The sequence below is a fragment of the Streptomyces sp. NBC_01294 genome, from assembly GCF_035917235.1.
Taxonomy (GTDB): Bacteria; Actinomycetota; Actinomycetes; order Streptomycetales; family Streptomycetaceae; genus Streptomyces; species Streptomyces caledonius.
In genome coordinates, this window is record NZ_CP108423.1 from 7,620,702 (window position 1) to 7,647,350 (window position 26,649).

Below are 26,649 nucleotides of genomic sequence, written 5' to 3' on the forward strand. Positions count from 1 at the left end.
AGCCTGACACGGGGGAGGGGCCGGTGGGGAGGGGGCGGAGGGGGATCGGCGGGGGATCGGCGGGCGGGCCCGGACCGGGTGCGTCCGCTACCGTGTGCGAAGCACTGCACGTGCAGTGATCACATCGCGTGCCGCACCCACCCCGAGGACCCGCCATGCGCCAGAACCCACAGCGCCGCGCCGCGCTGCTCGACGCCGCCATCGAAGTCCTGGCGCGCGAGGGCTCGCGCGGCCTGACGCTGCGCGCGGTGGACGCGGAGGCGGGAGTGCCGACGGGCACCGCCTCGAACTACTTCGCCAACCGGGCCCAGCTGCTCGTACAGATCCTGCACCGCACCCGGGAGCGCCTGGTCCCGGACCCGGCGGACCTGACCGGCCCGCTGGACACCAAGGTGCTGCTCGGTCAGCTCGTGGACCGGATGCGGCGCGAACGCAGCGTGCACATCGCGATGCTGGAGCTGCGGCTGGAGGGCACCCGGCGCCCCGAACTCCAGGCGGAGCTCGCCGGTTTCCAGAGCGCCGAGCTGGAGGCGAACGTCGCCTGGCACCTGGAGTCCGGACTGCCCGGGGACCGGCAGGGCGTGGTCCTGCTGTACCTCGCGATGCTGGGGCTGATCGTGGACGACCTGACCGCGCCCGCGACGCTGACCGGCCACCCGGTGGAGGGGCTCATCGAGACGATGGTCGAGCGCCTCCTCCCGCAGGGGTCCGCGGACTGACTATCGTGCCGGTGGGGGAGCACCGGCATCGCGGGGAAACCGTGGGGAGTGCAGACATGGCGTACATCACCGAGGGCGGGCCCGGCGGGATCCAGTGGCTGGCCGACTGGGACGCGTGGTTCGTCGGACTGACCTTCGCCCGGGGCATCGGCCCCGAGGAGCTCGCCGCGCGGCTCGGAGCCGTGCCGGGAGTCCGGCCCGGACCGCTGTCCGCCCCGGCCGCCTGGAGCATGGTCGCGGACACCGTGGACGGCGACGGCGTGGCCCGGGTCGGCAGCTGGGGAGGCTGGTCCTTCGCCGTCGAGCACGGTCTGCCGGCCGGAGGGGAACGGCTGGCCGAGGTCTCCCGGGGCGGCGTCGAGGCCGTCCACCTCGACCCCCAGCCCGACCACCCGCCCAAGCAGTTCGCGTACGCCCGGGACGGCGAACTGGTGTGCTGCTTCGGCCTCGGCGAGGAATGCTGGCGCGGCGGCCATCAGCCGGACTTCCTTCTTCCGGAGCTGCTGGCGGCCAAGATCCTCGCCCCGGACGGCACGAGCATCCGCCCCGACGGGGAACCGTACGAGTGCCGCGACCGCGACACCCTCGCCGTCCTGGAGCACCGCTTCGGGCTGGCCCTGCCGCGGCACCTGATCGAGGACGCCCCGCTCCCGGCGTACGTGACGTGCACGCGATAGCGGAGCGGTCCGTGCGCGTGCTCCGCAGCCGGCTCCTGACCGGTTCCGGACGGGCACCGAGCCAACTCCGGGCGCCCCCGGCATTTTTCGCCCACAGGGCCGGGATCCGGTGATCTTATGCTCAGGTTTACGCGAGTCAGCTGGTTTTGCGGCCGGTGAGGGACTTTGATGGGTTTGCCAGGCCTCGTACCGGAGCAGGGGGAGTAACCATGGGCACCGACCACAGTCAGAAGGACAGCACACCCACCCTGATCGGTTCCGTGCAGCGCGCGCTGCGCCTCGTGGAAGCGATGTACGCGGAAGGCGGGGCGACGGCGAAACGGCTCGCCCGGGTCACCGGGATCCCGCTGCCCACTGTCTACCACCTGCTGCGCACCCTCAGCCACGAGGGCTATGTCCAGCGCGAAGGCGGGTCGTTCCGTCTCGCAGACGATCTCCCCCTCGCCTCGTGATCAAATAGCGACGCGTTCCGGCCAAGGTCTTACTCGCTTCTTGGCATGTTCCAGCGGAAAATGCCAGAACGCCCTTTCGCCCTGCGGAAGTTGAGTAAGTTCCCTCCTGTCGCGCCGTACGACCGTGCACCCAGCACGTCCGGCCGGGAGGGGAGCCCGCGTGCCCGGGATCGACGAATGCCTGCTCGAAGCCATGGCCCTGCCTGGTGCGCGGGGGGCCGCGCTGGTCGACTGGAGCAGCGGACTGGCCCTCGGCACCGCCGGGGACTCGCCCGTGGGCGACCACGAGACCACCGCGGCCGAGACCGCCGAGCTGGCCCGGGCGGCCGCCGAGTACGAGTCCTTCGCCCCGTCGGAGTCCGCTCCGGCACACGGAGGCGGAGCCGTCCCCTCCGCCGGTTCGTCCGCCGGCCAGGCGGCCGGCCCTCCCGTCGAGGACCTGATCGTCACCACCCGGACCGGCTACCACGTCCTGCGCTTCGTCGAGACGAGCTTCGACAGCAGCGTCTTCCTGCACCTGTGGCTCGACCGCACCGACGGCAACCTCGCCCTCGCACGTCACAGACTCCGCGCCCTGGCAGAGGGGCTGGTCCTCAGGTGACCACCCAGGCCACGGCTCCGCACGCCTTCGCCGCCGTCTCGCCCCTCCTCACCCGGCTCGCCGCGGAACGCGCCACCGGCGCCCTGCTCCGTGACCGCGGCACCCTCTTCCTGGAGGACGGCCGCATAGTCCACGCGGAGAGCCCGGCGACCCCCGGCCTCGACGTCCTGCTCACCACCGGCGGCGGCTTGGCCCCCGAACGCTGGCGCGAAGCCGTGGACCGGGCCGGTGCCCGCCGCCAGGTCGCCCGCTTCCTCGTCGACAGCGGCGGGCTCGCCGGCGGGGAACTGGAGATCTGCCATCTCGCCGCCATCTTCGACGCCGCCTTCTTCGCCCTGTCCCCGGGCACCGGGCCCTCCCGGTTCCGCCGCGGGGCCACCCACTGGATCGGCTCCGTCCGCTCCGTTCCGGCGGCCGCCGTCGAGCGGGAGACCCAGCGCCGCCGGGAACTGCTCGACGCGGTCTGGCCGTACCCGCTGCTCGACACCGCCCCCGTGGTGCCGCGGGCGGCCGCCCCCGGCCAGACGGTCACCGCCCGGCAGCGGATCCTGCTGGGCCAGGCCGACGGCGTGCGCACCCCGGCGGACCTCGCGTGGGTGCTGGGCCGGCCCGCCTTCCACACCCTGCTCGACGTACGGCGCCTCGCGGCGGCCGGGCTGGTCGAGACGCCGCTCACCCCGCCGCCGCCACCGGCCGCGGCACCCCTGCCCGACTGGATGACCCAGGACCAATCCCCGGACGTGGCGCTGCTCCGCCGGTTACGCGACGCACTGGAGGCAAGCCTGTGAGGCTCCCGCTGCGACCGGCCCTGCGCGCCGACCGCTCCGAGCGGAGGCAGCCCGAAAGGAGAAAGGCCGACATGAGCACGGTGCCCCCCGAGGCGGAGGCCGAGATACTCGCCGAACTCCGCAGGCTGAGGGCCCGAGTACCCCAGCTCACCGGCGCCCTCGCCGCGAGCGCCGACGGCTTCGTCCTCGCCCAGGACAGCGCGGCCGCCGAGGCCGAGTCCATCGCGGCACTGACCGCAGCCGCGCTCGGAGTGGCCCAGCGGCTCAGCGACACCACCGGCCAGGGAGCCTTCCGCGAACTGCTCGTACGCGGCGAGGACGGGTACGTGGCCACCTACGCGGCGGGCCTGGCGGCCGTCCTCACCCTGACGGCGGAGCCGCGCGTCAACGTCGGGCGCCTCCACCTGGAGGCCCGGCGCTCCAGCGTCCGGATAGCCGAACTGATCGACCACACCCTCGGGAGGCGGGGCTCCATCGCCCCGCCCGGGTGATCCGCGGACGAGCCCGCACCACGCCCCATCGACATCCACGACTACATCGACATCCACGACTGCATCCGCATCCACAACAACGACTACAGCCAGTCACCACTGGCACACCGAAACGAGAAGAGGAACCTCTCATGGTCAACGTGGACACCGCGCTCAAGGAAGCGACCACCATCATCGAAGGCGCGATCGGCGCCGCCCTGGTCGACTACGGCAGCGGCATGGCCCTCGGTACCATCGGCGGCGGCAAGGACCTCGACCTCGCGGTCGCCGCCGCGGGCAACACGGACGTGGTGCGCGCCAAGGTCCGCACGATGGAGATGCTCGGGCTCAAGGACGAGATCGAGGACATCCTCATCACCCTCGGCAGCCAGTACCACCTGATCCGGCTGCTGAAGGGCCGCGGGTCGTCGGGCTTCTTCCTCTACCTGGCCCTCGACAAGGGCCGGGCCAACCTCGCGATGGCCCGCCATCAGTTGAAGAAGATCGAAGCCGAGCTGGAGGTCTGACAGAGTTCTGCCCGCCGGACCCGGTCCGGCCGGGTCGAATCGCAGCGTCGAGGTGGCGGGCGGCTGAATTCTTTGCCGTCCGCCCCGGCGATCAGTCGCGTCTGCCCCATATGGGCGGAGTTTATGACTCTGTTACAGAGTAAGATGCTGTGAGCTGATCATCGAAAAAGCATAAAACGCTGGAGATACCGCCACCCATGCCCCCGCGCCTGAGCATCGTCGTCCCCGTCTACAACGTCGAGCTCTACCTCGACGAGTGCCTGGAATCCATTGCAGGCCAGACCTTCGACGACTTCGAGGTCATCCTCGTGGACGACGGGTCCACGGACACCAGCGCCGTCATCGCCAAGGCGTTCGCCGCCAAGGACAAGCGCTTCCGCGTGGTGATGCAGGAGAACGCGGGCCTCGGTGCCGCACGCAACGCCGGCGCCCGCCACGTCCACCCGGACAGCGAGTACCTGGCCTTCGTCGACAGTGACGACACGATGCCCGACTACGCCTACCAGCGCCTGATCGAGGCGCTGGACGAGACGGGATCGGACTTCGCCGGCGGCAACGTCAAGCGCTTCCGCTCGGTCGGCATGAACCAGTCGTGGGGCCACCGCGCCGCTTTCGCGAAGACGCAGCTGAAGACCCACATCTCCAAGTTCCCGGCGCTGGTCACCGACCGCACCGCGTGGAACAAGGTCTACCGGCGCAGCTTCTGGGACAGGCACGGTTTCCAGTACCCGGAGGGCATCCTCTACGAGGACGCCCCGGTCAGCATCCCCGCGCACTACTTCGCCTCCAGCGTCGACGTCCTCAGCGACTGCGTCTACCACTGGCGCGTCCGCGAGACCGGCGAGCGCTCCATCACCCAGCGCTCCACCGACCCGGTCTCCCTCATCGACCGCGTGAAGTCCGTCCGCCTGGTCCGTGAGTCCCTCAAGGCCAAGCAGGGCGCCAAGTACGCCCGTTACCTGCGCGACTACGACTACAACGTGCTGAGCGAGGAACTCCCGCTCATCTACAAGTACGTCGGGGAGGGCGGCGCCGACTTCCGCGCCGCGTTCGTCAAGGAAGTCGGCGGCCTGGTCCGCGAGATCGGCACCGAGCCCTGGTCCGACCTGACCGTCGCCGACCGGCTCAAGGCGTACCTGGCCGGGGAAGGCCGCGTCGAGGACTTCATCGCCCTCCAGGACCACCAGCGCGACTACCACTACAGCGTGCCGGTCAAGGGCCTGGCCCGCCCGCAGGCGGACTACCCCTTCCTGCAGGGCCGTCCGCCGGTCCCCGCCAAGATCCTCACCCTCGGCCCGCGCGAGCGCCGGGTCGTCAGCCGCCTGGAGCAGGCGGCCTGGGCCGACGGCAAGCTGCTGCTGCGCGGCTACGCCCTGCCCGGCCACCTCGGCGCGGAGAGTCGTCTCGGCTCGCGCAAGATGCTGGTCTTCCGCGAGGGGGGCAAGCGCCGCCGCTCCGTCGTCGGCGCCCGAACGGTCGCCTCCCCGATGGCCACCGTGAAGTCCCCCCACCTCGCCCTGCGGCATGCCGACTGGGCCGGCTTCACCGCCGTCGTCGACCCCTCGATCTTCCAGTCGGGCGGCAAGTGGCACGAGGGGATATGGACCACTTCCATCGCCGTCACCGGAGCCGGCGGCCTGCACCGCGCCCGCCTGCGCGGCGGCGAGCACGACACCGGCCAGAACCCGCCCGCGCACTGGGTGGCCCCCGACGTCCGGATCGTCCCGGCCGTGTCCGGCGCCCTCACCATCCAGGTGGAGATCGTCCGCGCCCGCGCCCTGGACGTCCACCCCGCCGGTGACGACGCCGTCGAGATCACCGGCGAGCTCTCCGCCGAGGTCGGCGCCGTGTCCGCACTGCAGGCCGTCCACGTCTCCACCGGCGCCGTCCTCAGCTTCCCGCTGGAGACCGGTGCGGCCGGCTCCGGCCGGATCCCGTTCACCGCCCGCGTCCCGCTGGCCGAGCTGGCCGCCGTACCGGACGCGGAGGTAGATCCCGGCGAGTGGGCCCCCGAGCCCTGGAGCCTGTCCGTCCTCGGCGCCGACGGCACCGAGCACCGCCTGGCCCACGACGAGCGCGGCGGCTTCAACGGCCTGGTGCTGCCCCTGCAGGGCGAGGTCGCCGGCCGCGCCCTCTTCGCCAAGCGCGGCAACACCGGGCACCTGACCCTCTCCGTGCAGCCCTCCCCGCCGCTGATCGACGAGGTCACGACCGAGGACGGCACCGTGACCCTGAGGGGCCGGTTCGTCGCGCCGACCGACGAGCCGTACGAGCTCGTCCTGCACGACGCGTTCGGCGTGGAGTTCAGCTACCCGGTCACCCGCGACGGCGACGGCTTCGAGGCCGTCTTCGAGCCCGTGCTCCCCGAGGCGTACGCCGGCCGCACCACGCTGCCCGAGGGCCGCTGGTGGCCGACGCTGCGCCCGGTCGCCCAGGGCGGAAACACCGCCGGCCTGCTCGGCGTCGACCGCGGCGCCCCCGTTCAGATGGGCCCGGGCCTCCTCTTCGCCGGACCCCACCCCTTCACCGTGCAGGGCCGCCGGATGCGGGTCGAGACCCGCTTGCACGACCGCATGGTGCTGGTCGCCGACCCGCTGCTCAGCCCGCACGACCGCTCCCGCTTCGCCCAGCGCGTCGCCCGCTTCGAGACCTACCCGGCGCAGCGCGCCCTGCCGGTCAAGAACGTCGTCCTCTACGACACCTTCCAGGGGAACGGCGCGGGCGACTCGCCCCGTGCCGTCCACGAGGAGCTGGTGCGCCGCGGCGAGAAGCTGGAGCACGTCTGGCTGGTCCGTGACGGCCGTGCCGAGGTCCCGGCGACCGCCCGCGCCGTGCAGTACGGCAGCGTGGAGTCCTGGGAGCTGCTGGCCCGCGCCCGCTACTACGTGACCAACGACAACGTGCCGCGGCGCTTCCAGCGCCGCACCGGGCAGGTCGTCGTCCAGACGTGGCACGGCACGCCGATCAAGCAGATCGGCCACGACTTCGTGCACGACTACTACACGAGCCCGGAGATCCTGGAGGGGCTGGCGCACGACAGCGCCCAGTGGTCCCTGCTGGCCTCCCCGAGCTCCTACGCCACCCCCGTCCTCAAGCGTGCCCTCGGCTACGACGGCGAGGTCATCGAGGCCGGCGCCCCGCGTGCGGACGCGCTCGTACGGCCCGACGCGCAGCGGATCGCGGAGGTCCGCCGGCGGCTCGGCCTGCCCGAGGGCAAGAAGGTCGTCCTCTACATGCCCACGTGGCGCGAGAACTGCGAGGGCTGGTCGGCCGGCTACAAGCTCGACCTGCGGATCGACCTGGACCTGGCCCGCCGCGAGCTGGGCGAGGACCACGTCCTGCTGGTCCGCGGCCACCACCACGTGACCGAGCAGGTCCGCGAGGGCGTCCGCGACGGTTTCGTCGTCGACGTGTCCCGCTGGCCCGACGCCGCCGACCTGCTGCTGGTCGCCGACGTGCTGATCTCGGACTACTCCTCCGCGATCTTCGACTTCGCGCTCACCGACCGGCCGATCCTGCTCTTCACGTACGACCTGGCGCACTACCGCGGCACGCTGCGCGGCTTCAACTTCGACCTGGAGGAGAAGGCGCCCGGCCCGCTGCTGGCGGACTCGGCGAGCCTGATCGAGGCCGTGCGCAACGCGGACGCGGTCGGGACGGAGTACGCCGAGGCGCGGGCGGCGTTCCGCGCCGAGTTCTGCGACCTGGACGACGGTCACGCCACCGAGCGCGTCGTCGACCGCATGCTCGCGATGGGCGCGGAGCCCGCGAAGTAGGCCGTACGAGCGCATTCCCGGCTGAAAACAGACCGGCCCCGGGCCCACCGATGAATTTCGGGCCCGGGGCCGGTCTGTATGTGAGGAACGGTATCCACCGTCCACGCACCGGCCTGGAGGCAGAGATGATCGGCAAGGGTTTCACCACGTGTCTGTGGTTCGACGGCGACGCGGAAGCGGCCGCCGACTACTACCTGTCCGTGTTCAAGGACGGCAGGCTCGGCCGGATCACCCGCTACACGGACGCGGTCCCGGCGCTGGCGGGCTCCGTGCTGACCGTCGAGTTCGAGATCAACGGGCAGCAGTTCGTCGGCCTCAACGGCGGACCGCAGTTCCCCTTCACCGAGGCGATCTCCTTCATGATCAACTGCGCCGACGAGTCCGAGGCGGACCACTACTACGACACGCTGACCAAGGACGGCGGCCAGGAGTCCGCCTGCGGCTGGGTCAAGGACAGGTTCGGGGTGTCCTGGCAGGTCATCCCGCCCGGTGCCGTCGACCTGATCAGCGACCCGGACCCGGGGCGGGCCTCCCGGGCGACCGCCGCCATGATGAAGATGAAGAAGCTGGACGTGGCGGAGATGCGCCGGGCGGCCGACGAGGGGGCGTGACCCCCGGGTTCTGCGGGAACGCCGGTCCCTCAAGCCTCGCCGGAGCCAAAGCCAGCCTCGCCGGCGCTGGGCCCTCGGGAGCACGGGGCCCTCAGGAACCCTCCGCGGCGATCCTGGCCAGCAGAGCCGGCAGGGCGGTCCCGATCGGTTCACGGACGATCTCGGCGGCGAGGGGGTCGTAGGGGGTCTCCTCCGCGTTCACGATGATCAGCCGGGCCCCCGCCTCCGCGGCCATCCCGGCCAGCGAGGCGGCGGGCTGCACCTGCAGGGTCGACCCGACGGCGATGAAGACCTGGCACCCCTTGGCCACGGCCACCGCCTGCGCCAGCACCTCGGGGTCGAGCCGCTGGCCGAACATCACCGTCGCCGCCTTGAGGATCCCGCCGCACACCGGGCAGGCGGGATCCGGCTCCCCGGCGGCCACCCGGGCCAGCGCCTCGTCCATGTCCGACCGGGCGTGGCAGGCCGTGCACACCACCGAGCGGGCGGTGCCGTGCAGCTCGAACACCTTGCGTGCGGGCATGCCGGCGAGCTGGTGCAGCCCGTCCACGTTCTGGGTGATCACCCGGACCGGTGTGCCGCCGCGCTCCAGTTCGGCCACGGCCAGGTGCGCGGCGTTCGGCCGCGCCCCGAGCGCGGCGAGTTCGGCGCGCATCAGCCAGGAGCGGCGCCGGACCTCGGGATCGGCCATGTAGTACGCGTAGGTCACGAGCTTCTCGGCGTCGGGCTCCCGCCGCCACAGGCCCTGTGGCCCCCGGTAGTCCGGGATTCCGGAGTCGGTGGACATTCCGGCCCCACTGAACACGGCGACGAGCGGCTTTCCCATGCGCCGACCCTACGTACGGGCGCCGCCCGCCCGCGACCCGATTTCGGCGGCCCCGGCCGGCAGGGGCGGGAGGGTCGTTTCTGCGGTGAATCCCGCCCCCCACAGGAGTGAGATCCGGGCCACGCCCTCCCGTGGAAGCGACCCGGCGGGTACAAACCGGACATGATGCTCAAGCCGTACAGACTCGGCGCCCTGCTGCTGGCCCTGCTCGCGCCGCCGGTCATCTTCCCCGCCCCCGCCCTCGCCGCGCCCGCTGCCACGGCCGAGGGGCATACCGCCGACCAGATCGGCCGCTTCCTCGCCGGCTTCTACGGTGACCACGGCCCCTCCGCGGACGACCGGAAGCACCGCGTCTCGCAGGTCCTCAAGGACAGGCAGCAGGAGAACGCGGACGCCGACGTCCTGCTCTGCGCCCAGAACAAACCGCACGCCATCGGCATCGGCGCGGTCACCGTCGCCCAGTCGGCCAGGGTCGGCTGGGCCACCGTCACCACCCACTGGGCCGCCGGCGACACCGATACCTTCACGGCCTACGTACGCCTCGACTCCCGGCCCATCCGGGTCGACGACGTGATCTGCGCGGGCTGACATCCGTACGGTGCTCCCCGGAACGGTCCGTAGGGTGGGCGCATGCCGACGTCGACCGCGACCACCACCGTCCTCTACTGCTCCGACCCGCTCAACGAGCGCCGGGTCGACGCCCACTTCGCGGCGGAGGCCCGGCAGTTGCGCGCCGCCGGGGGCGCCGTCCTGCTCGTCGACCACGACGCGCTGCTCGCCGGGGACCCCGAGCGGGCCGTGGCGCGGGTGCCCGACGGGGCGGGCGCGGTCTGGTACCGCGGCTGGATGGTCCCCGCCCACCGGTACGCCGAACTGGACGCGGCCCTGCGCCGGCGCGGTGGCGAGCTCGCCGTCACGCCCGACGCCTACCGCCGGGCGCACGAACTCCCCGGCTGGTACGGGACCTTCGCAGGCCTCACCCCGGTCAGCCGCTGGCTGCCGACGGCGCCGGGGCGGACCCCGGACCCGGGGCGGCTCGCCGCCCTCGCCGCGGGCCTGCCGCCCGGAGCCGCCGTCGTCAAGGACTACGTGAAGTCCCGCAAGCACGAGTGGGACGAGGCCTGTTACGTGCCAGACCTCGCCGACCGGGCCGCCCTGCACCGCGTGGTCGCCCGCTTCGTCGAACTCCAGGACGACTTCCTGGCGGGCGGGGTGGTGCTGAGGGCCTTCGAAACCTTCGTCGCGCCGGAGACGGCGGCCGCGGAGGTGCGGGTGTGGTGGCGGGACGCGGCGCCGCGGCTGGTCACCGCCCACCCCGACAGCCCGGTCGCCGAGGTCCCGGCGCCGGACCTCGCACCGGTCCGGGCGGCGGTCGAGGCGCTGGGCTGCCCCTTCGTGACCACCGACCTCGCCCTGCGAGCGGACGGCGTCTGGCGGGTCGTCGAAGTGGGCGACGGGCAGGTCAGCGACCTCCACCGGGACGTCGATCCCGCCCTGTTCGTCAGCCTCCTGACGGCTTATCGGGCACCGCTGTGCACGCCGTCCGCATCTGGTACAACACCGGCATGACGGGATTCGAGATCACCGGCGCGAGCGCCGCCGACATGGACCTGATCCGAGGCTGGGCCGACGAGGAGGGCTGGAATCCGGGGGATTCGGACCGGTTCGCCTTCGCCGTCGCCGACCCGCAGGGCTTCCTCGTCGGACGGCTCCACGGCGAACCGGTGGCCTGCATCTCCGCCGTGCGGTACGGCGACGGCTTCGGCTTCATCGGCTTCTACATCGCCCGTCCCGCCTTCCGTGGCCAGGGCTACGGGATCCGGCTGTGGCAGGCCGGGATGGAGCGCCTCGACGGGCGGCTCGTCGGCCTGGACGGGGTCGTCGACCAGCAGGACAACTACCGGAAGTCCGGATTCCGCCCGGCCTGGAACAACATCCGCCACGAGGGCGTCGCCCGGGAGGACGACGCAGACGGGCCCGAGGCCGAGATCGAGGACGAGACCGAGATCGTGGACGCGGCCTCGCTGCCCTTCGGCCTGCTCGCCGCCTACGACCGGCGGTTCTTCCCCGAAGCGCGCGACGCCTTCCTGTCCGCCTGGACCGGGCTGCCCGGCCGGACGGCCCTGGCCGCCGTCCGCCACGGCCGGATCGAGGGCCTCGGGGTGATCCGCCCGTGCAGCGCCGCGCACCGGATCGGCCCGTTGTACGCGGCCACCCCGGCCGTGGCGGCCGCCCTGCTGCGGCGGCTCGCCGGGCACGCGCCCGGTGGGCTGGTTGCCCTGGACGTGCCGGACGCGAACCCGGAGGCCACCGCGCTGTGCGCCGGCCTGGGCCTGGTCCCGACCTTCGAGACCGCCCGGATGTACACCGGCCCGGCCCCGAACCTCGCCCTGGCCGAACTGTTCGGCGTGACCAGCCTCGAACTGGGCTGAGAACACCGGCGGTTGGCCCACCCGCGGCCTAGACTGCGCGTGGCCCGATCGCCGCCTTGCTGTTCCGGGGGGAACGCCATGCCGTATCTGCTGCTGCTCGTCGCCGCCGTGCTCAGTGTGCTCGCCTGGGTCAACGACAGCGACGGCCTGGTCACCGCGAGCTGGGTGGCCTGGGGCGTGGGCGTCCTCCTCCTGGTGCTGCGATGGCGGCGCAACCGCCACAGGTTCGCCTCGCTGGAGGAGGCCGAGGCGGCGGCCGCCGCCGGGAACCCGCGTGCCCTGCGGGCCCTGGCGCTGCGGCAGAAGCTGCTCGGCGACTTCACCGAGGCCGAGCGGCTGCTGCGCGCCGCCGTCGAGCGGGGAGACGTGGAGTCGATGTGGGAGATGGGGCGGCTCGTCGAGCAGCGGGACGGGCTGCGGGAGTCCGAGCCGTGGTTCCGGATGGCCGCCGAGCGCGGGCACTTCTTCGCGAAGCGGTTCTTCCGGCCGGGACATGCCCTGAACATGGACGGCAACAATCCGCTGTGAGCCGGACGGCGGTCGCACGGCGCCGCCCGGCCCGTCGCGTCATGCCGGGTCAGAAGTCGAACAGCACGCCCGTGGTGTTCCGCAGGCCGCACGGATTGGCGAAGGTGTAGCTGTAGTTGAGCCGGCGGCCCTCCCACACGCCGTCGGCCGTCACCGTCATCGGGTTCCACTCCCTGGTACACACGGAGTCGGCGGCCGGGGCCGCGAGCGGATCCAGCTGCGAGCCGTTCGCGAGTAATTCGCCGCACGCGGCGACCGGGTCGGGGTGCGTCCCGCCGGGCGTCGGCGCGCAGACGAGCGTCACCGCACGCACCACCGTGCCGGTGTCGGCGTCCGCCCCGGCCGTCACGCCGAGCACGAGCGCGGACGGTGCGTACAGGCTCTCCGTACCGGCAGGGGCGGCGCCGGCCGTGCCGGGCCAGGCCAGTGCGGTGAGCGCGGTGAGCGCCATGGCGGCGGAACCGAGCCCGAGACCCCTTGCGATGGACCGCATTTCGAACACTCCCTTTGGGTTGGTGTTTCGGATAGCGGACGGAGTCTTGCCCACCCAGGCCGTGAACGCCCGTTCGCACCCCCATTTCTCGTCACCGATCGTGTACGAATGACTGCAGACCGCAGCGGTGCGGGAGGGGCTGACCTGTGGGGGGGCGCGCCGCCGAATCGGCCGAACACCGACCGGGAGACACCCCTGAAACCTTTGGAACGCGGCCGTGATCTGCCCGGACGGGGCGTGAAACCCCTCCGGGGGCAGGGGCAGGGGCAGGGGCTGCGGCGCCGGGCGATCGAGCCGGCCGGCGTCCGGGGCTAGAGGGTGTTCGGACGGTCAGACCGGGCTCGATCCGTCATCGGGCACGGCTACGGGGCCCGCGCCTCCCGGGCGGAGGAGCGGGCCCGGCTGTCGTGGCCGGGGCGGGATCAGCCCGTCGTGGTCAGGCGCGGGGCGTACAGCTCCAGCAGCCGGGTGCGCGTCTGTTGGAGGCGCAGCGCGAGGACGCGTCCGACCCAGTGCCCGATCGCGGACCCGAAGGCGGGGTCGGCGTCCATCAGCATGCGTATGGCCGGGGCGTCGAACTCGTACGCGCGCACCGGCGTCATCGCCGACGCGCCGAGCTGCCACACGTACGGCGGGAACAGCCAGGACCAGCCCACCAGCTCGCCGGGGCCGAGGCTCTCCACGGGGGCCGGCCTGCGGCCGGCCACGGGTATCTCCAGGGTCACCGTGCCCGAGCGCACGATCCAGAACGAGTCCGCCCGGTTGCCTTCGTCGAATATCCGGGCGTTCTCCGGAAAATTGATCTCCCGGGCCTGGGACATCAGCCGTCCACGGTGTTCCGTGGACAGGACGGCAGCGATCTTGATGGGGGAAGGTGTGCTCACGACGGCCTCCGATCACGACCCCCCGGGACGATCCTGCTCTCCCCAGTGTCGCCGAAGCCCGGCGATCCCGGTCGGGCCGGACGCGGATTCTTCCGGGGATCCGGCCCGCGACCCGCCCCGGAGGCCGTCCAGGGCCCGCCGCGCCCTGACCCGGCCCGCCCCGCCCTCCTAGTCCTCGGCATTCGCCTCCAGGCAGGCCAGCTCCATCGCGTCCAGCACCGCCTCGTGGCTGCGCCCGCTCAGCTCGGCGACGTTCTCGATCTGGGCCGTCGCCCACGCGGCCAGGGTCATCACCAGGACCCGGAGCCCGTCGGTGCCGTGCTCGGCCAGGACGGCGTCGGCGACGACCATGGCCTCCTCGGGGACCTGCTCGGGCGGCTCCAGGCCCGCCAGGCCGCGCAGCATGGTGAGGGTGCGGCGGGAGATCTCCGGCGTCATCCCCGCCAGCCGCATGTCTTCTTCGTTGTCCATCCGCCCCGCCCTCCGGTGCCCGTGCCCATCACCTCAGGGCACGGTAGAGGGGTGCGGCCCGGCGCGGGGCCGTTTCGCCAGGGTGACCCTGCGTGAGCGGGCCCCGACCGGCCGGACCCGGTGAACGCGCCGTCCCGTTCACGGCCCTGCGGAGCCGCGCCGCAGCCGTCCGCGCGTTCGGGTCCTCCCGGTTCGATTCCTTCCGGCGGTGAGCCCGCGGTACCACCCGCTCCCCAGCGCCACGGCGAGCGCGGCGAGGACCAGGAGGGCCGCGACCAGGAAGGTGGTCCGCATGCCGGCGGCCACGGCCGCGGCGGACGCCCGGGTGACGTCGGTCGTCGCCGACGCGCCCGCGAACACGGCGCCCATGACGGACGCACCGGTGACGAGCCCGAGGTTGCGGGAGAGGTTCAGCAGGCCGGACACGACCCCCCGCCGGTCCGGGAGGACGTCCGCCATGACCGAGGTGTTGTTCGCCGTCTGGAACACCGCGTAGCCGGCGGTGACGACGGCGAGGGGGAGGACGTAGCCGAGGACCCCGAGCGCCGGCGGCGCCACGGACAGGACGAAGGAGCCGGCCGCCATCGCGACGAGCCCGACGGCCGTCATGCGACGTGCGCCGAACCGGTCCGCGAGGCGACCGGCCGGCACCCCGCTCACCGCGGCGACCAGGGGGCCGACCGACAGGACGACTCCGACCAGGGCCTCGCCGAGCCCGAGCGTGCGAGAGAGGTAGAACGGACCGACCACCAGCGTCGCCATCATCACCGTCGAGACGAGCGCGCTCGTGGCGAGGCTCGCACGGAGCACCGGATCGCGGAACATCGCCCGCCGGACCAACGGGGAGTCCGCTCGCGCCTCGGCGCGCACGAACAGGCCGACTCCGCAGGCGGCGGCCACCAGCAGCGCCACGTTCAGCGGTCCGAAACGGCCGTGTCCGAGGGTCATGGCGAGCGCGTAGGCCGCCAGGGTCAGCGCGAGGAGCAGCGTGCCCAGGTGGTCGAAGCGGGCCCGGCCGGCTCGGGGCTCCTGCCGGTCTACGGGCAGATGGCGGTGGGCGAGGGACAGGGCCAGCAGGCCCAGCGGCACGTTGACGAGGAAGAGCGCCCGCCAGCCGAACCCGGCGATCAGGGCGCCGCCCAGCGACGGACCGAGCGCGGTGCCGACCGAGGACATCGTGCCGAGCAGCCCCATGGCCCTCCCCGTCCTCGCCTTCGGGACCGTCTCGCCCACGAACGCCATGGTGAGGGCCGTCATGACCGCCGCTCCGAGGCCCTGCGCCGCCCGGGCGCCGATCAGCAGCCAGAGGGTGGGCGCGGCCCCGCACAGGACCGAGGCGCCGGTGAACAGGGATATGCCGGCCAGGAGCAGCCTTCGGCGGCCGACGAGGTCACCGAGCCGTCCGGCGCCGACGATCAGGGTGGTGATGGCGAGGAGGTAGGCCAGGACGATCCACTGGACCTCCTGGAAGGACGCGGAGAACGCCTCGGCCAGGGTGGGCAGGCCCACGTGGGCGATGCTCGTGCCGAGCGAGGAGAGCAGGACGGAGAGCGACAGACCGGCCAGCGCCCACCGCACCGCGGGAGCCGCCAACGCGGTGGTGATGGTGGCGGCGGCGGCCGGCCCGGCCCGTTCCGCCCGCCCGACGTCCGGCACGACGGCGCCGGCCCTCCCGTCACCGCGGGCGGGGTGCTGTCCGTACGGGTGCGCGGGTCCGGAATCTCTGCTGGGGCTCATGCGCAGGAGCGTGGACGTACCAGCGCGTTGCGGCAAACCTTGTTGCTGTTTCCGGGACGCCGTGGATGGAATGGCCGCATGGACAAGCCATCGGACAAGCCATCTCCCCACCAAGCGGTCCTCGACGAGGTCGCACCCCGGCTCAAACGGCTGCGCGCTCAGAGCGGCCTCACCCTGGCCGCGCTCTCCGAGGCGACCGGCATCTCGAAGAGCACTCTGTCCCGGCTGGAGTCCGGGCAGCGCCGCCCCAGCCTGGAACTGCTGCTGCCGCTCGCCGCGGCGTACCGGGTGCCCCTGGACGACCTGGTCGGCGCTCCCGAGGTGGGGGATCCCCGGGTCCGGCTGACCCCGCGCACCCTGCCGAACGGCGGCACGGCCGTCCCCCTGACCCGCGGCCCGGGCCCCCTCCAGGCGTACAAGATGCTCATCCCCGACCGGGGCGGCGAGCCGGATCCCCGGACGCACGAGGGCTACGAGTGGCTGTACGTGCTGGAGGGCCGTCTGCGACTCGTCCTCGCCGAGCACGACCTGGTCCTCGGCCCCGGCGAGGTGGCCGAGTTCGACACCCGGCTGCCCCACTGGTTCACCAGCGCGGACGGGCGGCCCGTGGAGATCCTCAGCCTCTTCGGGCGGCAGGGGGAGCGCATGCACATTCGCGCCAAGCCCCGCACGTGAGCGTGGCCACGAGCGGAGATACCGGAGCGATTTGGCATCCGATGCGTCAAGTGGGATGAACCGAGCGCCGAATCGCTCTAGGGTGCGCCCGTGAGCATGACGGCGGACTGCTGTTCGGCGGTTTCCGGCCATGGTTCACCCGGCCGCGCGACAACGGCCGCACCGCACACCGAACTGGGGGGTTCATGCGTAGATCCCGAAGCCTGGCGGCCGCTCTCGTCCTGTCCCTGGCCGGAACCGGCGCAGGAGTGGGCCTCGGCCTCGCCCCACAGGCCGCGGCCGTCACCCCGCCCGTCGCGTTCACCGCCGACGCACTCGCGACCTGGCAGCCCAACGGCGTCGTCTGGGCCCTCGCCGAGGCCGGCGGCCAGGTCTTCGCCGGCGGCACCTTCTCCACCGTGCGCCCGCCCGCGGGCGGAGCCGGGAGCGAGCAGTCGGCCGTGAACTTCGTGGCGCTCGACGCCGCGACCGGCGCCCCGACCGCCTGCACCCTGTCCTTCACCATCGGCTCCGGCACCGCGACGGTCCGCGCTCTCGCCCTCTCGCCGGACAAGACGACCCTGTACGCCGGCGGTTACTTCGGCGCCGTCAACGGCACGGCCGTCTCCAGCCTCGCCGCCATCGACGTGGCGAGCTGCACGGTCAAGACCGGCTTCCGCCCGGCCTTCGCGGCCACCGTCCGCGCCCTCGCCGTCACCGGTGACACCGTCTACGCGGGCGGCGACTTCCTCAGCGTGGCCGGTCAGCCGCGCCAGCGCTTCGCCGCCGTCGGCGCGGCCGACGGGGCGCTGAAGCCCTTCACCGCCAACGCCGACGAGCCCGGGCGCGCCGTCGAGGTCACCCCTGACGGCAACGGCGTGATCCTCGGCGGCGACTTCTTCACCGTCAACGGCACGAACACGCACGCGCTGGCCGTCGTCGACGCGACGAGCGGCGCGCTCACCACGTCGTACCCCGGTTTCATCGAGACCAACTCCGTCGTCAAGGACATCGCGACCGACGCCACCGGCTTCTACACCGCCAACGAGGGCACCGGCGGCGGGGTCTTCGACGGCCGGATCGCGCTCAACCTCAGCAACTTCGGCCAGCGCTGGCGCGACACCTGCCTCGGTGCCACCCAGGCCGTGCTGCCGTACCAGAGCGTGCTCTACAGCGCCTCCCACGCGCACGACTGCTCCAGCGTCGGCGAGTTCCCCGACGGCCAGCGTCACCACCTGCTCGCCCAGCCCACCGGCGGCACCGGCAAGCTGGGCTGGGCCCCCGACACCAACGACGGCATCGGCGAGGGCATCGGCCCGCGCGTCATGACGGTCGGCTCCAAGGGCGGCGTCCAGTACCTGTGGGTCGGCGGGGAGTTCACCACCGTCAACGGGGCGGCGCAGCAGAGCCTGACGCGCTTCGCCTCCACCGGGGACACCGGCGCGCCCACCGTGCCCGTGGCGAGCGCGGTCAGCTTCAAGCCCGGCGAGGTCCAGGTGCGCTGGCGCACCAGCCTCGACCTCGACGACAGCGCGCTGACGTACAGGATCTACCGGAACGGCGCGGCCACGCCGGTCGCCACAGTCAGCGCCGACTCGCTGTTCTTCAAGCGCCCGCAGGCCTCCTGGACCGACACCACCGTCGCGGCGGGCCAGTCGTACACCTACCGGGTGACGGCCACCGACGCGGCCGGCAACACCAGCGCCCTGTCCGCGACGGCGAGCGTGACGGTCCCGACCACGGTGGACGGCTACCCGAACCAGGTCCGCGCCGACGGGGCCCAGCAGTACTGGCGCTACGACGAATCGTCCCTGCCCTTCGCCGCCGACTCCTCGGCCGGCGGCAACCAGAGCGGCGTGCACCACAACGCCCCCGCCCTGCGCCAGAGCCCGGGCGCGGTCTCCGGTGCGAGCACGGCGATCGGCTTCAACGGCACGGACACCCAGGTGTACGGGGACCAGCGGCAGACGGTGGGCAGCACCTACACCATCGAGACCTGGTTCAAGACGACCACCACCCGGGGCGGCAAGCTCGTCGGCTTCGGCAACAACCAGGCGCGCGGCAGCAATCAGTACGACAAGCACATCTACATGACCAATGGCGGCCGGCTGGTCTACGGGGTCTACACCGGAGCCACCCGCACCATCACCACGAGCGGCGCGTACAACGACGACCAGTGGCACCACGTCGTCGCGACCCAGGGACCCGGCGGGATGAGCCTCTACGTGGACGGCGTCCAGCGGGGCACCCTCGCCGTCACCACGCACGAGAACTTCTCGGGCTACTGGCACGCCGGAGGTGACAGCCTCGGCGGCTGGCCCGACCGCCCGACCAGCGAGTACTGGGCGGGCCGGCTCGACGAGACCGCCGTCTACCCGACCGTCCTGAGCGCGGCCCAGGTGCAGAACCACCACGCCCTCGCCACCGCCCCGGCCGACTCCGTGGTCCAGGTCACGGCCGCGGAGGACACCTACGCCAACGCGGGCGCACCCGCCACGAACTACGGCACCTCGGGATCGCTCGCCGTGCGCGGCACCTCGTTCTACGCGAGCTACCTGCGCTTCAACCTGCCCGCCGCGCCCGCGGGCACGGTGCTGAAGTCGGCCACCCTCAGCGTGAAGACGAGCACGATGAGCGGCGCCGGAACGACGGACACCGTCTCGGTCGTCCCGGTGACCGGGTCGTGGACCGAGGGCGGTACGACGTACAACAACCGGCCCGCCCTGGGCGGTCCGGCGCTCGGCGCCTTCGCGGGGGTCCCGGACGGTTCGGCGGTGCACACCACCGGACTGACCACCGCAACCGTCGCGGCGGCGCTCGGCGGCGGCTACGGCCTGGCGCTGAGCAGCACCGGTACCGACGCCCTGTGGCTGTGGTCCTCCGAGGCGCAGGCGGGCGAGGGGACGCCGCAGCTGACCCTCACCTTCGGCGCGCCGTGACCTGAGGGGCGAACGAGTACGAGGGGGTGCGGGCCGCAGCGGTCCGCGCCCCCTCGTGCGTGCGAGGCACCCTGCCGAACGCGTGCCTCCGGCGTTAGGGTCCCCGGTGTCCGACACCATCCACTGGTCCAGGGGGGATCCATCAGATGGCTCGCTCACGCCTGCCCGCGTTACCGTCCCGGCGCCTGCCCGCGTTACCGTCCCGGCGCCTGCCCGCGTTACCGTCCCGGCGCCTGCCCGCGTTACCGTCCCGGCTCGTCCTCGCCTTCGTCCTCGGCCTCGTCGCGGCGGCAGGGCTCGTACTGGCCGGCCCGGGCTCCCACTGAGCGTCACCCTGCACGACGTCCGCAGCAGCCCCGGCTTCCGGGCGGGCCTGTCGAGCACCGGCCCCGACTAGCCCAGGTCGTAGGTGAAGGAGTAGGCGACGGAGGATTCGCCGTGGCGGAAGGTGAATCCTCCGGAGCCCGTCAGCCCCACGAGGTCCCCGGTGGCGGAGCCGGGCACCACCTCGAAGCGGCAGACGGTGCCGGCCGCGTCGAAGGTGCCGCGCTCCTCCAGTACGAAGGTGCCCTTGCGGCCGTCGAGGCTGCCGGCGAGCAGTTCCATGCCGCTGTAGGTGCCGACGTTCTTCCCGGTGTAGGCGATCGTGTAGTCGCAGGCGGTCCCAGGAGCCTCGATCCCACCGGTGAAGGCATTGGTGACACGGGCGTGGGCGAGCCGGGGTACGGCCTCCGCGGGGCCGACGGGGGTCTCCTCCCAGTGGGCGAAGGTGAAGCGGCCACCGGTCTCCACGGGCTGTACGGGCGTGGGCATGGCTGTCCTCTCGGCCGGCCGGACGGTCTGCTCCGCCCGGCGCTTCATCACGTGCGCCCTCAGGCTGGCAGGCGTACCTGACACCTTCTGTCAGGTACGGCGTGGACGGCGACAATGGGCCCCATGCGCGCCGACCGGCTCCTCTCCCTGCTCCTGCTGCTGCAGAACCGCGGCCGGATGACCGCGCCCGAGCTCGCCGCCGAGCTCGAGGTGTCCGTGCGCACCGTCTACCGCGACATCGACGCCCTCAGTGCCTCCGGCGTCCCCGTCCTCGCCGACCGGGGCCCGGCCGGCGGCTACCGGCTGACCGACGGCTACCGCACCCGCCTCACCGGCCTCACGGACAACCAGGCCGGCTCCCTCTTCCTGGCGGGCGCCCCCGGACCCGCGCGGGAACTCGGCCTCGGCGCCGACCTGGCCGCGGCCCAGCTGAAGCTCCAGGCCGCGCTCCCCGCCGCACTCGCCGGACGGGCCCGGCAGATCCGGGACCGCTTCCACCTCGACGCACCGGCCTGGTTCCGGGAGGCCGACCCCGTCCCGCACCTCGCGCAGATCGCCCAGGCCGTCTGGGACCAGCGCCTCCTGCACGCCCACTACCGCCGCCCGCGCGGCGAGGTGCGGCGCGAGCTGCGGCCGCTCGGCCTCGTCCTCAAGGGCGGCATCTGGTACCTCGTGGCCGCGGCCGAGGAGGCCGTCCGCACCTACCGGGTCTCCCGGTTCCTGGCGGTGGAGACGGCGCCGGACGGCTTCGAACGGCCCGCCGGATTCGAACTCGCCGCGTACTGGCGGGAGTCCACCGGCCGCCTGGACGCGGCGCTCCACCAGCAGACCGCCGAGCTGCGGCTGTCCCCGCTCGGTCAGCGGCTGCTGCCGATGCGGTTCGGGGCGGCGGGCGCGCGGGCGCTCGCCGACGCCGGCCCCGCCGACGCGGACGGCTGGGTCCGGCTGCGGCTCCCCGTCGAGTCCGAGGCCGTCGCCGTCGGCGACCTGCTCCGGCTGGGCACGGAAGCCGAGGTGCTCGGCCCGCCCGAACTGCGCCGCGCCCTCGCGGAGACGGTGACCGCGCTCGCCGGACGCTACGCCTGCCCGCCGCACGGGCGGGACGGGCAGGAGGAGCGGGACGGACAGGACGGGCAGGACGGGCCCTAGGTGTATTGCCCTGTGAGGTTGGGGACGCGGCTGGCGGGTGGTTTGCCTGCGAGCGCGGTGTGTCCGCGGTGGTGATTGTAGGTGTGCAGCCAGCCGGGGAAAGCGTCGCGTCGTTCCTGCTCTGACCGGTAGGGGCGGGCATAGGCCCATTCCTCCAGCAGGGTGCGGTTGAGGCGTTCGACTTTGCCGTTGGTCTGGGGCCGGTAGGGCCGGGTTCGCTTGTGGGTGATCCCGGCCGCCGCCAGGGTGTCGCGCCAGGCGTGGGACTTGTAGCAGGCGCCGTTGTCGGTCAGGACGCGTTCGACGGTGATCCCGCAGCCGGTGAAGAACGCCTGGGCCCGGGTCCAGAAGCCGGCGGCGGTCTCCTTCTTCTCGTCGGCCAGGATCTCGCTGTAGGCGAGGCGGGAGTGGTCGTCGACGGCGGTGTGGATGTAGCTGTAGCCCGTGCCGGACCTGGTCTTGCGGCCTGCCTGTCGGCCGAGAGCCCTGTGGCCGCCGCCGTCAGGGATGTTGCCGAGCTTCTTGATGTCGACGTGGACGAGTTCGCCGGGCTTGGGTCGTTCGTAGCGTCGTATGACGCGGCCGGTGGCCCGGTCCAGATGGGACAGGCGGGCCAGGCCGAACCGGGTCAGCACCCGGTGCACGGTTGAGGGCACCAGGCCGAGCAGGTGGGCGATGCGGGCGGGTCCCCACCTGCGCAGGACGCGGACCTTGATGATCCGGCGTTCGGTGCGGGTCGGGGTCCGGCGCGGGCTGTTGTGCGGGCGGGAAGACCGGTCGTGCATGCCCGCGTCGCCGAGCGTTCGGTAGCGGTCGGCCCACCGCTGGGCGGTCGTCGGGGAGACCTGGAAGCGTTCGGCTGCCCGGCGGTGGGTCCAGCCGTCCTCGACCACGCAGCGGGCAAGCCGCAGCCGTCCGGTCTCGGTCAGGGGTGCATTACGGTGGGGCATGAGGGCCTTCCGGTCGGTGTAGACGTCGCAATCCACACCAAACCCGGAAGGCCCTCACCCGTTCAAGATCCCCCAGCCGAGACCTGCATCACCCGTCCACAACCTCCCGGGGCATTACACCTAGGGTGGGCGGTCGTGATCGCACACCCGGGGAGAGAAGAGGAGAGAGCACGTGGAGATCGAGCTGCGCGAGACGACGGACGACGATCTCGCCGTCTTCTGGGAGCAGTCGACGGACCCCGCCCTCCAGCGAATGGCGGCGTTGACGAGGGAGTACCACTACGACCGGGGCCGCTTCGACGCGCATTGGGAGAAAGTGCGGGGCGACCCGGCCGTGACGCCGCGCACGGTGCTGGCCGACGGAGTCGTGGTCGGCCACGCCGCCGTGTTCGGGCCGCCGGAAGAGCGCGAGGTGACGTACGTGATCGGCCGCGAGCACTGGGGACGGGGCATCGCGACCCGGGCGCTGGCGGAGCTGATCCGGCTGGAGGACACCCGCCCCCTGCACGCGGGGGCGGCGGCCGACAACGCGGGCTCGATCCGCGTGCTGGAGAAGTGCGGTTTCACCGTCACCGGCCGCGTCCGCGAATTCGCCCTGGCCCGCGGCGAAGAGATGGACGTCGTCCTGCTCACCCTGCGCTGAGGCCGCCGTCCCGGCCGCCGCCGGACTCCCAGCGGATCTCGCCGTCCCGGCGGCGTTCGGTCGGGCGCATTCCGCAGCCCGCGGCGACCGCCGCCGAAGCGGTGTGGTCCGGGTGGATGTGGGCGATCAGACGGTCCACGGGAATCCGCTCCAGCCAGGCCGCGAGCGCGCGGGCGGCCTCCGCGGCGAAGCCGTGGCCCTGCCAGGGGGTGCCGACGACCCAGGCCAGCTCGGCCTGACCGCGCGCCGGGGCGATCGTGGCCTGGACGGTGCCCACCAACCGCCCCTGCCCGCGCACGCTCAGCACCCAATTGGCCCACACCACCGCAGGGTCGGGGGAGCCGTCGGCGAGGCGCTCGTAGCGGGCGCGGAGTCCGTCCCGCGACAGCGGCGCGCCACCGGTGAAGGCGTGCAGCGCGGGGTCGGCCAGGACCAGGCTCATCTCGTCGGCGTGCGAAGGGAGCAACGGAAGCAGGTCCAGGCGCCGGGTGGCGAGCGGGAGGGCCCGGATCGCGGGCCGGCGCACCTTGTCGGCGGCCCGCGACCGGGGTACGCCGTCCACGGCCAGGCAGATGCCCACCACCCGGTCGTGGCCGGTCCAGCCGTTGACACGGCCGTGGTTGTTGCTGATCTGCACGCGCCGGCGCGGGGCGTCCACCGCCGACACGAGATGCAGGTACACCGTGCCCGAGACGCGGGCCAGGACGATGTCGCCGACCTCGACCAGAGCCGGGTCGGCCGGTGCGACCCGGACCCGCTGCCGGCTGTGGATCAGCGGCACCATGGATCCGCCGGTCGGCCGGAACTCCACGGTCTCGCCCCGGCCGATGCGGTCCGCCAGCGCGTTGAGCATGCCCATGGGGCGAGTCTCCCGGTGCGGGGCGGGCACGGCCAGCGAATTTCGCCCCGAGGCCCGAGGCCCGAGGCCCGAGGCCCGAGGCCGGGGGTGCGGTCAGCGCGGGGGTTCCACCTCCAGGAAGCGGCGTCGGCGCGGTCCCCGGTACAGCAGGCACACCCAGCCGAGCCCTTCCAACACGGCCGCACAGGCCGTCAGCCGCTCCTGCTCCTCCTCGGCCGCGCCGCCTCCGGGCGGCCCGAGCCACGTCACCTCCACCCGCCCGGGCTCGGACCCCGCGGCCACGCGGTAGCCCGTTCGCGTACGCCGCCCCTCCGCGTCCAGCGCCGACGGCGTGATCCCCGCCGCCTCCAGTACGAGGGCCACCGCACGCGTCGGCTGCCGTACCTCCCACGGCGCGGGAACCGCCGCGCCCGCCGGGCCGTTGACCAGACGTCGGATCTGCAGCAGCCCCTCGTGCGCCGTGCGCAGCTCCGCCTCCCGTCCGCCGGGCGGCGCGGCCGGGCCGTCGCCGCTCGCGGCCTCGAAACCCTGCCCGGGTACCGCCATCACCCACCACCCGCCCCGCCCGTCTGAGTACCTCGTGCCCAACGGCCTGAGTATCCGCCCCGATTCCCCGCCGCGCCGCCGCTGGTCGAATGGGGGCATGACTTCAGACGCCCCGCGCAGCGCGACAGTCCGCCCGCGCATGCAGCACGTGACCACCGCCGGCTCGGCCCTGGCCGTGGCCCTGGTCCCGCTCGTGGTCGGCGTCCTGTTCGCGAAGGCGCTGGCCGCGGACCCGATGACCCCGGTCAACGCCCTGATCGCGGGCGGCGGCCAGCGGGCCGCGCTGCCCCGGGGCGAATGGAAGCGGCGCGGCCACAACACCGTACGCAGGCTGCGCACGGCCCGCCGCGACACGGCCCGCCGCTGCGCCCGCGCCTGCGGCCGCCGCCCTTAGAACCCGTCGTGTCGATCAGGTGTCGAACCGGATGAGGGTGCCGGCCGGGGCCGTGGTCACTTCGTGGTGGCGTACTGCTTGACGCGCAGGACGGCGAAGGTCGGCGCGGTCATCTGCCCGCCGAGGGTGGTGGTGTAGGTGAACGGCTTGCCGACCATGACGTCGGCTTCGAAGGCGTCGCCGTCGACGATGTCCTTGATGCCGCTCGCGCCGTTGGCGCTGATGTCGGTGAAGATCGAGTTCGTGTCGCAGTCGGCGATGTACCCGTACTTGGGCTGGTGCTTTTCGCCGCAGGCGTTGGCGCGGAAGCTGCCGGCGCCGGTGGCGCTGTCCGCCTGGGTGACGTACCCGTACACCCGGTAGCACTTGCCGAAGTGCGCGCCGGGGTCCTTGCCCAGGAGCTTGAACTCCCGGTCGGTCAGCTCGGCGAAGTCCGTGCACGCCGGGGTGGCGGGCGTGGGTGTCGGCGTCGGGGCGGTGGTGGTGGCGGGCGCGGGCGAGGTGGAGTACGTGGCCGCGGCAGTGCCGACCGGCGTGATGGTGGGGGTCGGGGTCGTCTCGGGGGACGCGCTCACCGTGCTGCTGCCACTGGTGGTGGAGCCGATGGCGTAGCCGACGGTCCCGGCGATGACGGCGGAGGCCACGCAGGCGGCCATCGCGGCGTAGAGGGGCCCTCGCGCCCGCGCGGGAGCCTGCGGGGGCGCCAGAGGGGGCGGAGGCGGGCCGGGGTAGCCGTAGGCGGGACCCGGCGGGGGCTGCTGCTGCGCGTTGTCGGGAGGCTGGGACACGGTGATCTCCTGTGAGGGTGGCGCGGAGGCGGGCAGAGGAGGGGCGGCCGAGCTCGCCGAGCTCGCCGCGGTCGGCCGCTGCGACGCGGATGGCGCAGGTGCCGCGAAGGACGCGTGCGCCGGCATCGACGCACGCGAACCACCTGGCGGGTGCCGGCCTGCGCCGCGGCGTGCGGAGGCCCGGGGTCCCGGGCCGGTGACCCCGGGGGCGGTGCGGCGGTGTGTCCTGAGAACCACGGAGCCGGCCGGTGGCTGAGCACGGGCCGGCTCCGGCGTGAGAGGCGGTGTTGCCGGTCAGAGCGCGTTGCGGGAGACCTTGAGGATCTTGCACTCGATCTTGTCGCCGGGCTTCGCCGCCTTGGCCACGTTGAAGCCGAGCGCGCCGGCGCTGTCGTCGGTGTACTTCTGGCCCGGCGCCAGGTTCTGAGCGGTCGAGAGGAGGTCTTCCTTCTTCTCGCCGTTGACCAGGACCTCGCCCTCGGCAAGGTACGAGTAGCGGCGGTCGCCACTGTTGACGTAGTCGACCTTCACTTCGAGTTCCTTCATGTCGAAGTCGCCGGTCTTCACGGCGCAGGAGGTCACCTTGACGTCCTTGGTGATGTCCGGCTGGCCGCTCTTCCCGCCGGCCGAGGTGCCGTCGGAGGGGTTGACCTGCGCGCTGTCGTAGGACTTGTCGAGCTCCTTGCCCACCTCTTCTGCGGCCTTGCCGACCACAAGGGTGCAGCCGCCGAGAACCAGGAGGCCGAGGGCGGCGGGGATGCCGCAGCCCAGGGCGATCTTCTTACCGGTGGACATGCCGGGCTTCGGGGCCGGGGGCTGCTGCTGCGGGTATCCAGACATGATGGGGTGTCCTTGAAAAGCAGATGGGTCCCCAGGTCATGCGTGTGCGGCGCGTGCGGCAGGGGCGGCTCACTATGACAGA

General features: G+C 72.9%; 29 protein-coding genes. 18 read left to right on the plus strand and 11 right to left on the minus strand.

Annotated features, from left to right (window positions below):
- Positions 1 to 155: 155 nt before the first annotated feature.
- The 9 genes from OG534_RS34455 to OG534_RS34495 all read left to right on the plus strand — a co-directional run bounded on the left by OG534_RS34455 (position 156) and on the right by OG534_RS34495 (position 8,621).
- The gene (locus OG534_RS34455; protein WP_326586503.1) at positions 156 to 719 is read left to right on the plus strand and encodes a TetR/AcrR family transcriptional regulator; all 564 of its coding nucleotides are present in this window, start codon (positions 156 to 158) and stop codon (positions 717 to 719) included.
- A gap of 56 nt (positions 720 to 775) precedes the next feature.
- Positions 776 to 1,396: a DUF6461 domain-containing protein gene (locus OG534_RS34460; RefSeq protein WP_326586502.1), complete on the plus strand. Its 621-nt coding sequence runs from the start codon at positions 776 to 778 to the stop codon at positions 1,394 to 1,396.
- Between the two features lie 209 nt (positions 1,397 to 1,605).
- The gene (locus OG534_RS34465) at positions 1,606 to 1,848 is read left to right on the plus strand and encodes a helix-turn-helix domain-containing protein (RefSeq protein WP_326586501.1); all 243 of its coding nucleotides are present in this window, start codon (positions 1,606 to 1,608) and stop codon (positions 1,846 to 1,848) included.
- Between the two features lie 160 nt (positions 1,849 to 2,008).
- The gene (locus OG534_RS34470; protein ID WP_326586500.1) at positions 2,009 to 2,449 is read left to right on the plus strand and encodes a hypothetical protein; all 441 of its coding nucleotides are present in this window, start codon (positions 2,009 to 2,011) and stop codon (positions 2,447 to 2,449) included.
- Entirely contained in the window at positions 2,446 to 3,237 is a 792-nt protein-coding gene (locus OG534_RS34475; protein ID WP_326586499.1) for a transcriptional regulator, read from the plus strand. The genes OG534_RS34470 and OG534_RS34475 overlap by 4 nt, the downstream gene beginning before the upstream one ends.
- 71 nt (positions 3,238 to 3,308) lie before the next feature.
- Positions 3,309 to 3,728 (plus strand): roadblock/LC7 domain-containing protein, encoded by a 420-nt coding sequence (locus OG534_RS34480; RefSeq protein WP_326586498.1) that lies wholly within the window; start codon positions 3,309 to 3,311, stop codon positions 3,726 to 3,728.
- Between the two features lie 131 nt (positions 3,729 to 3,859).
- The gene (locus OG534_RS34485) at positions 3,860 to 4,234 is read left to right on the plus strand and encodes a hypothetical protein (protein WP_326586497.1); all 375 of its coding nucleotides are present in this window, start codon (positions 3,860 to 3,862) and stop codon (positions 4,232 to 4,234) included.
- 197 nt (positions 4,235 to 4,431) lie between these two features.
- A complete protein-coding gene (locus OG534_RS34490) occupies positions 4,432 to 8,010 on the plus strand; it encodes a bifunctional glycosyltransferase/CDP-glycerol:glycerophosphate glycerophosphotransferase (protein ID WP_326586496.1) in 3,579 nt (1,192 codons plus the stop codon).
- Positions 8,011 to 8,135: 125 nt separating this feature from the next.
- Positions 8,136 to 8,621 (plus strand): VOC family protein, encoded by a 486-nt coding sequence (locus OG534_RS34495; RefSeq protein ID WP_326586495.1) that lies wholly within the window; start codon positions 8,136 to 8,138, stop codon positions 8,619 to 8,621.
- 91 nt (positions 8,622 to 8,712) lie between these two features.
- Here OG534_RS34495 and OG534_RS34500 read toward each other — a convergent pair whose 3' ends face one another.
- Positions 8,713 to 9,447, minus strand: a complete 735-nt coding sequence (locus tag OG534_RS34500; RefSeq protein WP_326586494.1) for an SIR2 family NAD-dependent protein deacylase — start codon at positions 9,445 to 9,447, stop codon at positions 8,713 to 8,715.
- Positions 9,448 to 9,609: 162 nt separating this feature from the next.
- Between OG534_RS34500 and OG534_RS34505 the strand changes: the two genes are divergently transcribed.
- The 4 genes from OG534_RS34505 (at position 9,610) to OG534_RS34520 (ending at position 12,407) form a co-directional block, all read left to right on the plus strand.
- Positions 9,610 to 10,035: a hypothetical protein gene (locus tag OG534_RS34505; protein WP_326586493.1), complete on the plus strand. Its 426-nt coding sequence runs from the start codon at positions 9,610 to 9,612 to the stop codon at positions 10,033 to 10,035.
- A 42-nt stretch (positions 10,036 to 10,077) separates the two neighbouring features.
- The gene (locus tag OG534_RS34510; protein ID WP_326586492.1) at positions 10,078 to 11,016 is read left to right on the plus strand and encodes an ATP-grasp domain-containing protein; all 939 of its coding nucleotides are present in this window, start codon (positions 10,078 to 10,080) and stop codon (positions 11,014 to 11,016) included.
- Entirely contained in the window at positions 11,013 to 11,879 is an 867-nt protein-coding gene (locus tag OG534_RS34515) for a GNAT family N-acetyltransferase (protein ID WP_326586491.1), read from the plus strand. Before OG534_RS34510 ends, OG534_RS34515 begins: the two co-directional genes overlap by 4 nt.
- A gap of 78 nt (positions 11,880 to 11,957) precedes the next feature.
- Positions 11,958 to 12,407, plus strand: coding sequence for a sel1 repeat family protein (locus OG534_RS34520; protein ID WP_326586490.1), 450 nt, complete (start codon positions 11,958 to 11,960; stop codon positions 12,405 to 12,407).
- Between the two features lie 49 nt (positions 12,408 to 12,456).
- Here the strand turns inward: OG534_RS34520 and OG534_RS34525 are convergent, their stop codons facing one another.
- The 4 genes from OG534_RS34525 to OG534_RS34540 all read right to left on the minus strand — a co-directional run bounded on the left by OG534_RS34525 (position 12,457) and on the right by OG534_RS34540 (position 15,992).
- Positions 12,457 to 12,900, minus strand: a complete 444-nt coding sequence (locus tag OG534_RS34525) for an SSI family serine proteinase inhibitor (RefSeq protein ID WP_326586489.1) — start codon at positions 12,898 to 12,900, stop codon at positions 12,457 to 12,459.
- A gap of 422 nt (positions 12,901 to 13,322) precedes the next feature.
- Positions 13,323 to 13,784: a Crp/Fnr family transcriptional regulator gene (locus OG534_RS34530; RefSeq protein WP_326586488.1), complete on the minus strand. Its 462-nt coding sequence runs from the start codon at positions 13,782 to 13,784 to the stop codon at positions 13,323 to 13,325.
- A gap of 168 nt (positions 13,785 to 13,952) precedes the next feature.
- Positions 13,953 to 14,255 carry a hypothetical protein gene (locus tag OG534_RS34535; RefSeq protein WP_326586487.1) on the minus strand — a complete coding sequence of 101 codons (303 nt, stop codon included), beginning with the start codon at positions 14,253 to 14,255 and terminating at the stop codon, positions 13,953 to 13,955.
- A gap of 138 nt (positions 14,256 to 14,393) precedes the next feature.
- Positions 14,394 to 15,992: an MFS transporter gene (locus OG534_RS34540; protein WP_326586486.1), complete on the minus strand. Its 1,599-nt coding sequence runs from the start codon at positions 15,990 to 15,992 to the stop codon at positions 14,394 to 14,396.
- Positions 15,993 to 16,070: 78 nt separating this feature from the next.
- Here OG534_RS34540 and OG534_RS34545 point away from each other — a divergent pair, with 78 nt between their 5' ends.
- Together OG534_RS34545 and OG534_RS34550 are read left to right on the plus strand one after the other, a co-directional pair.
- Positions 16,071 to 16,667 carry a helix-turn-helix domain-containing protein gene (locus OG534_RS34545; RefSeq protein WP_326586485.1) on the plus strand — a complete coding sequence of 199 codons (597 nt, stop codon included), beginning with the start codon at positions 16,071 to 16,073 and terminating at the stop codon, positions 16,665 to 16,667.
- 185 nt (positions 16,668 to 16,852) lie between these two features.
- The gene (locus tag OG534_RS34550; RefSeq protein ID WP_326586484.1) at positions 16,853 to 19,585 is read left to right on the plus strand and encodes a DNRLRE domain-containing protein; all 2,733 of its coding nucleotides are present in this window, start codon (positions 16,853 to 16,855) and stop codon (positions 19,583 to 19,585) included.
- A 393-nt stretch (positions 19,586 to 19,978) separates the two neighbouring features.
- Here the strand turns inward: OG534_RS34550 and OG534_RS34555 are convergent, their stop codons facing one another.
- Complete coding sequence (locus tag OG534_RS34555; protein ID WP_326586483.1) at positions 19,979 to 20,398, minus strand: DUF3224 domain-containing protein; 420 nt, start codon at positions 20,396 to 20,398, stop codon at positions 19,979 to 19,981.
- Between the two features lie 123 nt (positions 20,399 to 20,521).
- On the opposite strand from OG534_RS34555, the gene OG534_RS34560 reads away from it, so the two are divergent.
- The gene (locus OG534_RS34560; protein WP_326586482.1) at positions 20,522 to 21,547 is read left to right on the plus strand and encodes a helix-turn-helix transcriptional regulator; all 1,026 of its coding nucleotides are present in this window, start codon (positions 20,522 to 20,524) and stop codon (positions 21,545 to 21,547) included.
- Here the strand turns inward: OG534_RS34560 and OG534_RS34565 are convergent.
- Entirely contained in the window at positions 21,544 to 22,497 is a 954-nt protein-coding gene (locus tag OG534_RS34565) for an IS481 family transposase (protein ID WP_326586481.1), read from the minus strand. The genes OG534_RS34560 and OG534_RS34565 overlap by 4 nt on opposite strands.
- Positions 22,498 to 22,669: 172 nt before the next feature.
- Here OG534_RS34565 and OG534_RS34570 point away from each other — a divergent pair, with 172 nt between their 5' ends.
- Entirely contained in the window at positions 22,670 to 23,140 is a 471-nt protein-coding gene (locus OG534_RS34570; protein WP_326586480.1) for a GNAT family N-acetyltransferase, read from the plus strand.
- On the opposite strand, the gene OG534_RS34575 is transcribed toward OG534_RS34570, so the two are convergent.
- The gene (locus OG534_RS34575; protein WP_326586479.1) at positions 23,127 to 23,999 is read right to left on the minus strand and encodes a GNAT family N-acetyltransferase; all 873 of its coding nucleotides are present in this window, start codon (positions 23,997 to 23,999) and stop codon (positions 23,127 to 23,129) included. The two genes, OG534_RS34570 and OG534_RS34575, sit on opposite strands and share 14 nt — an antisense overlap.
- 93 nt (positions 24,000 to 24,092) lie before the next feature.
- Positions 24,093 to 24,545, minus strand: coding sequence for a hypothetical protein (locus tag OG534_RS34580; RefSeq protein ID WP_326586478.1), 453 nt, complete (start codon positions 24,543 to 24,545; stop codon positions 24,093 to 24,095).
- 97 nt (positions 24,546 to 24,642) lie between these two features.
- Between OG534_RS34580 and OG534_RS34585 the strand changes: the two genes are divergently transcribed.
- Positions 24,643 to 24,939, plus strand: a complete 297-nt coding sequence (locus tag OG534_RS34585; protein WP_326586477.1) for a hypothetical protein — start codon at positions 24,643 to 24,645, stop codon at positions 24,937 to 24,939.
- 56 nt (positions 24,940 to 24,995) lie between these two features.
- On the opposite strand, the gene OG534_RS34590 is transcribed toward OG534_RS34585, so the two are convergent.
- Complete coding sequence (locus tag OG534_RS34590) at positions 24,996 to 25,727, minus strand: hypothetical protein (protein ID WP_326586476.1); 732 nt, start codon at positions 25,725 to 25,727, stop codon at positions 24,996 to 24,998.
- 294 nt (positions 25,728 to 26,021) lie between these two features.
- Entirely contained in the window at positions 26,022 to 26,567 is a 546-nt protein-coding gene (locus OG534_RS34595; protein WP_326586475.1) for a hypothetical protein, read from the minus strand.
- Positions 26,568 to 26,649: the final 82 nt, after the last annotated feature.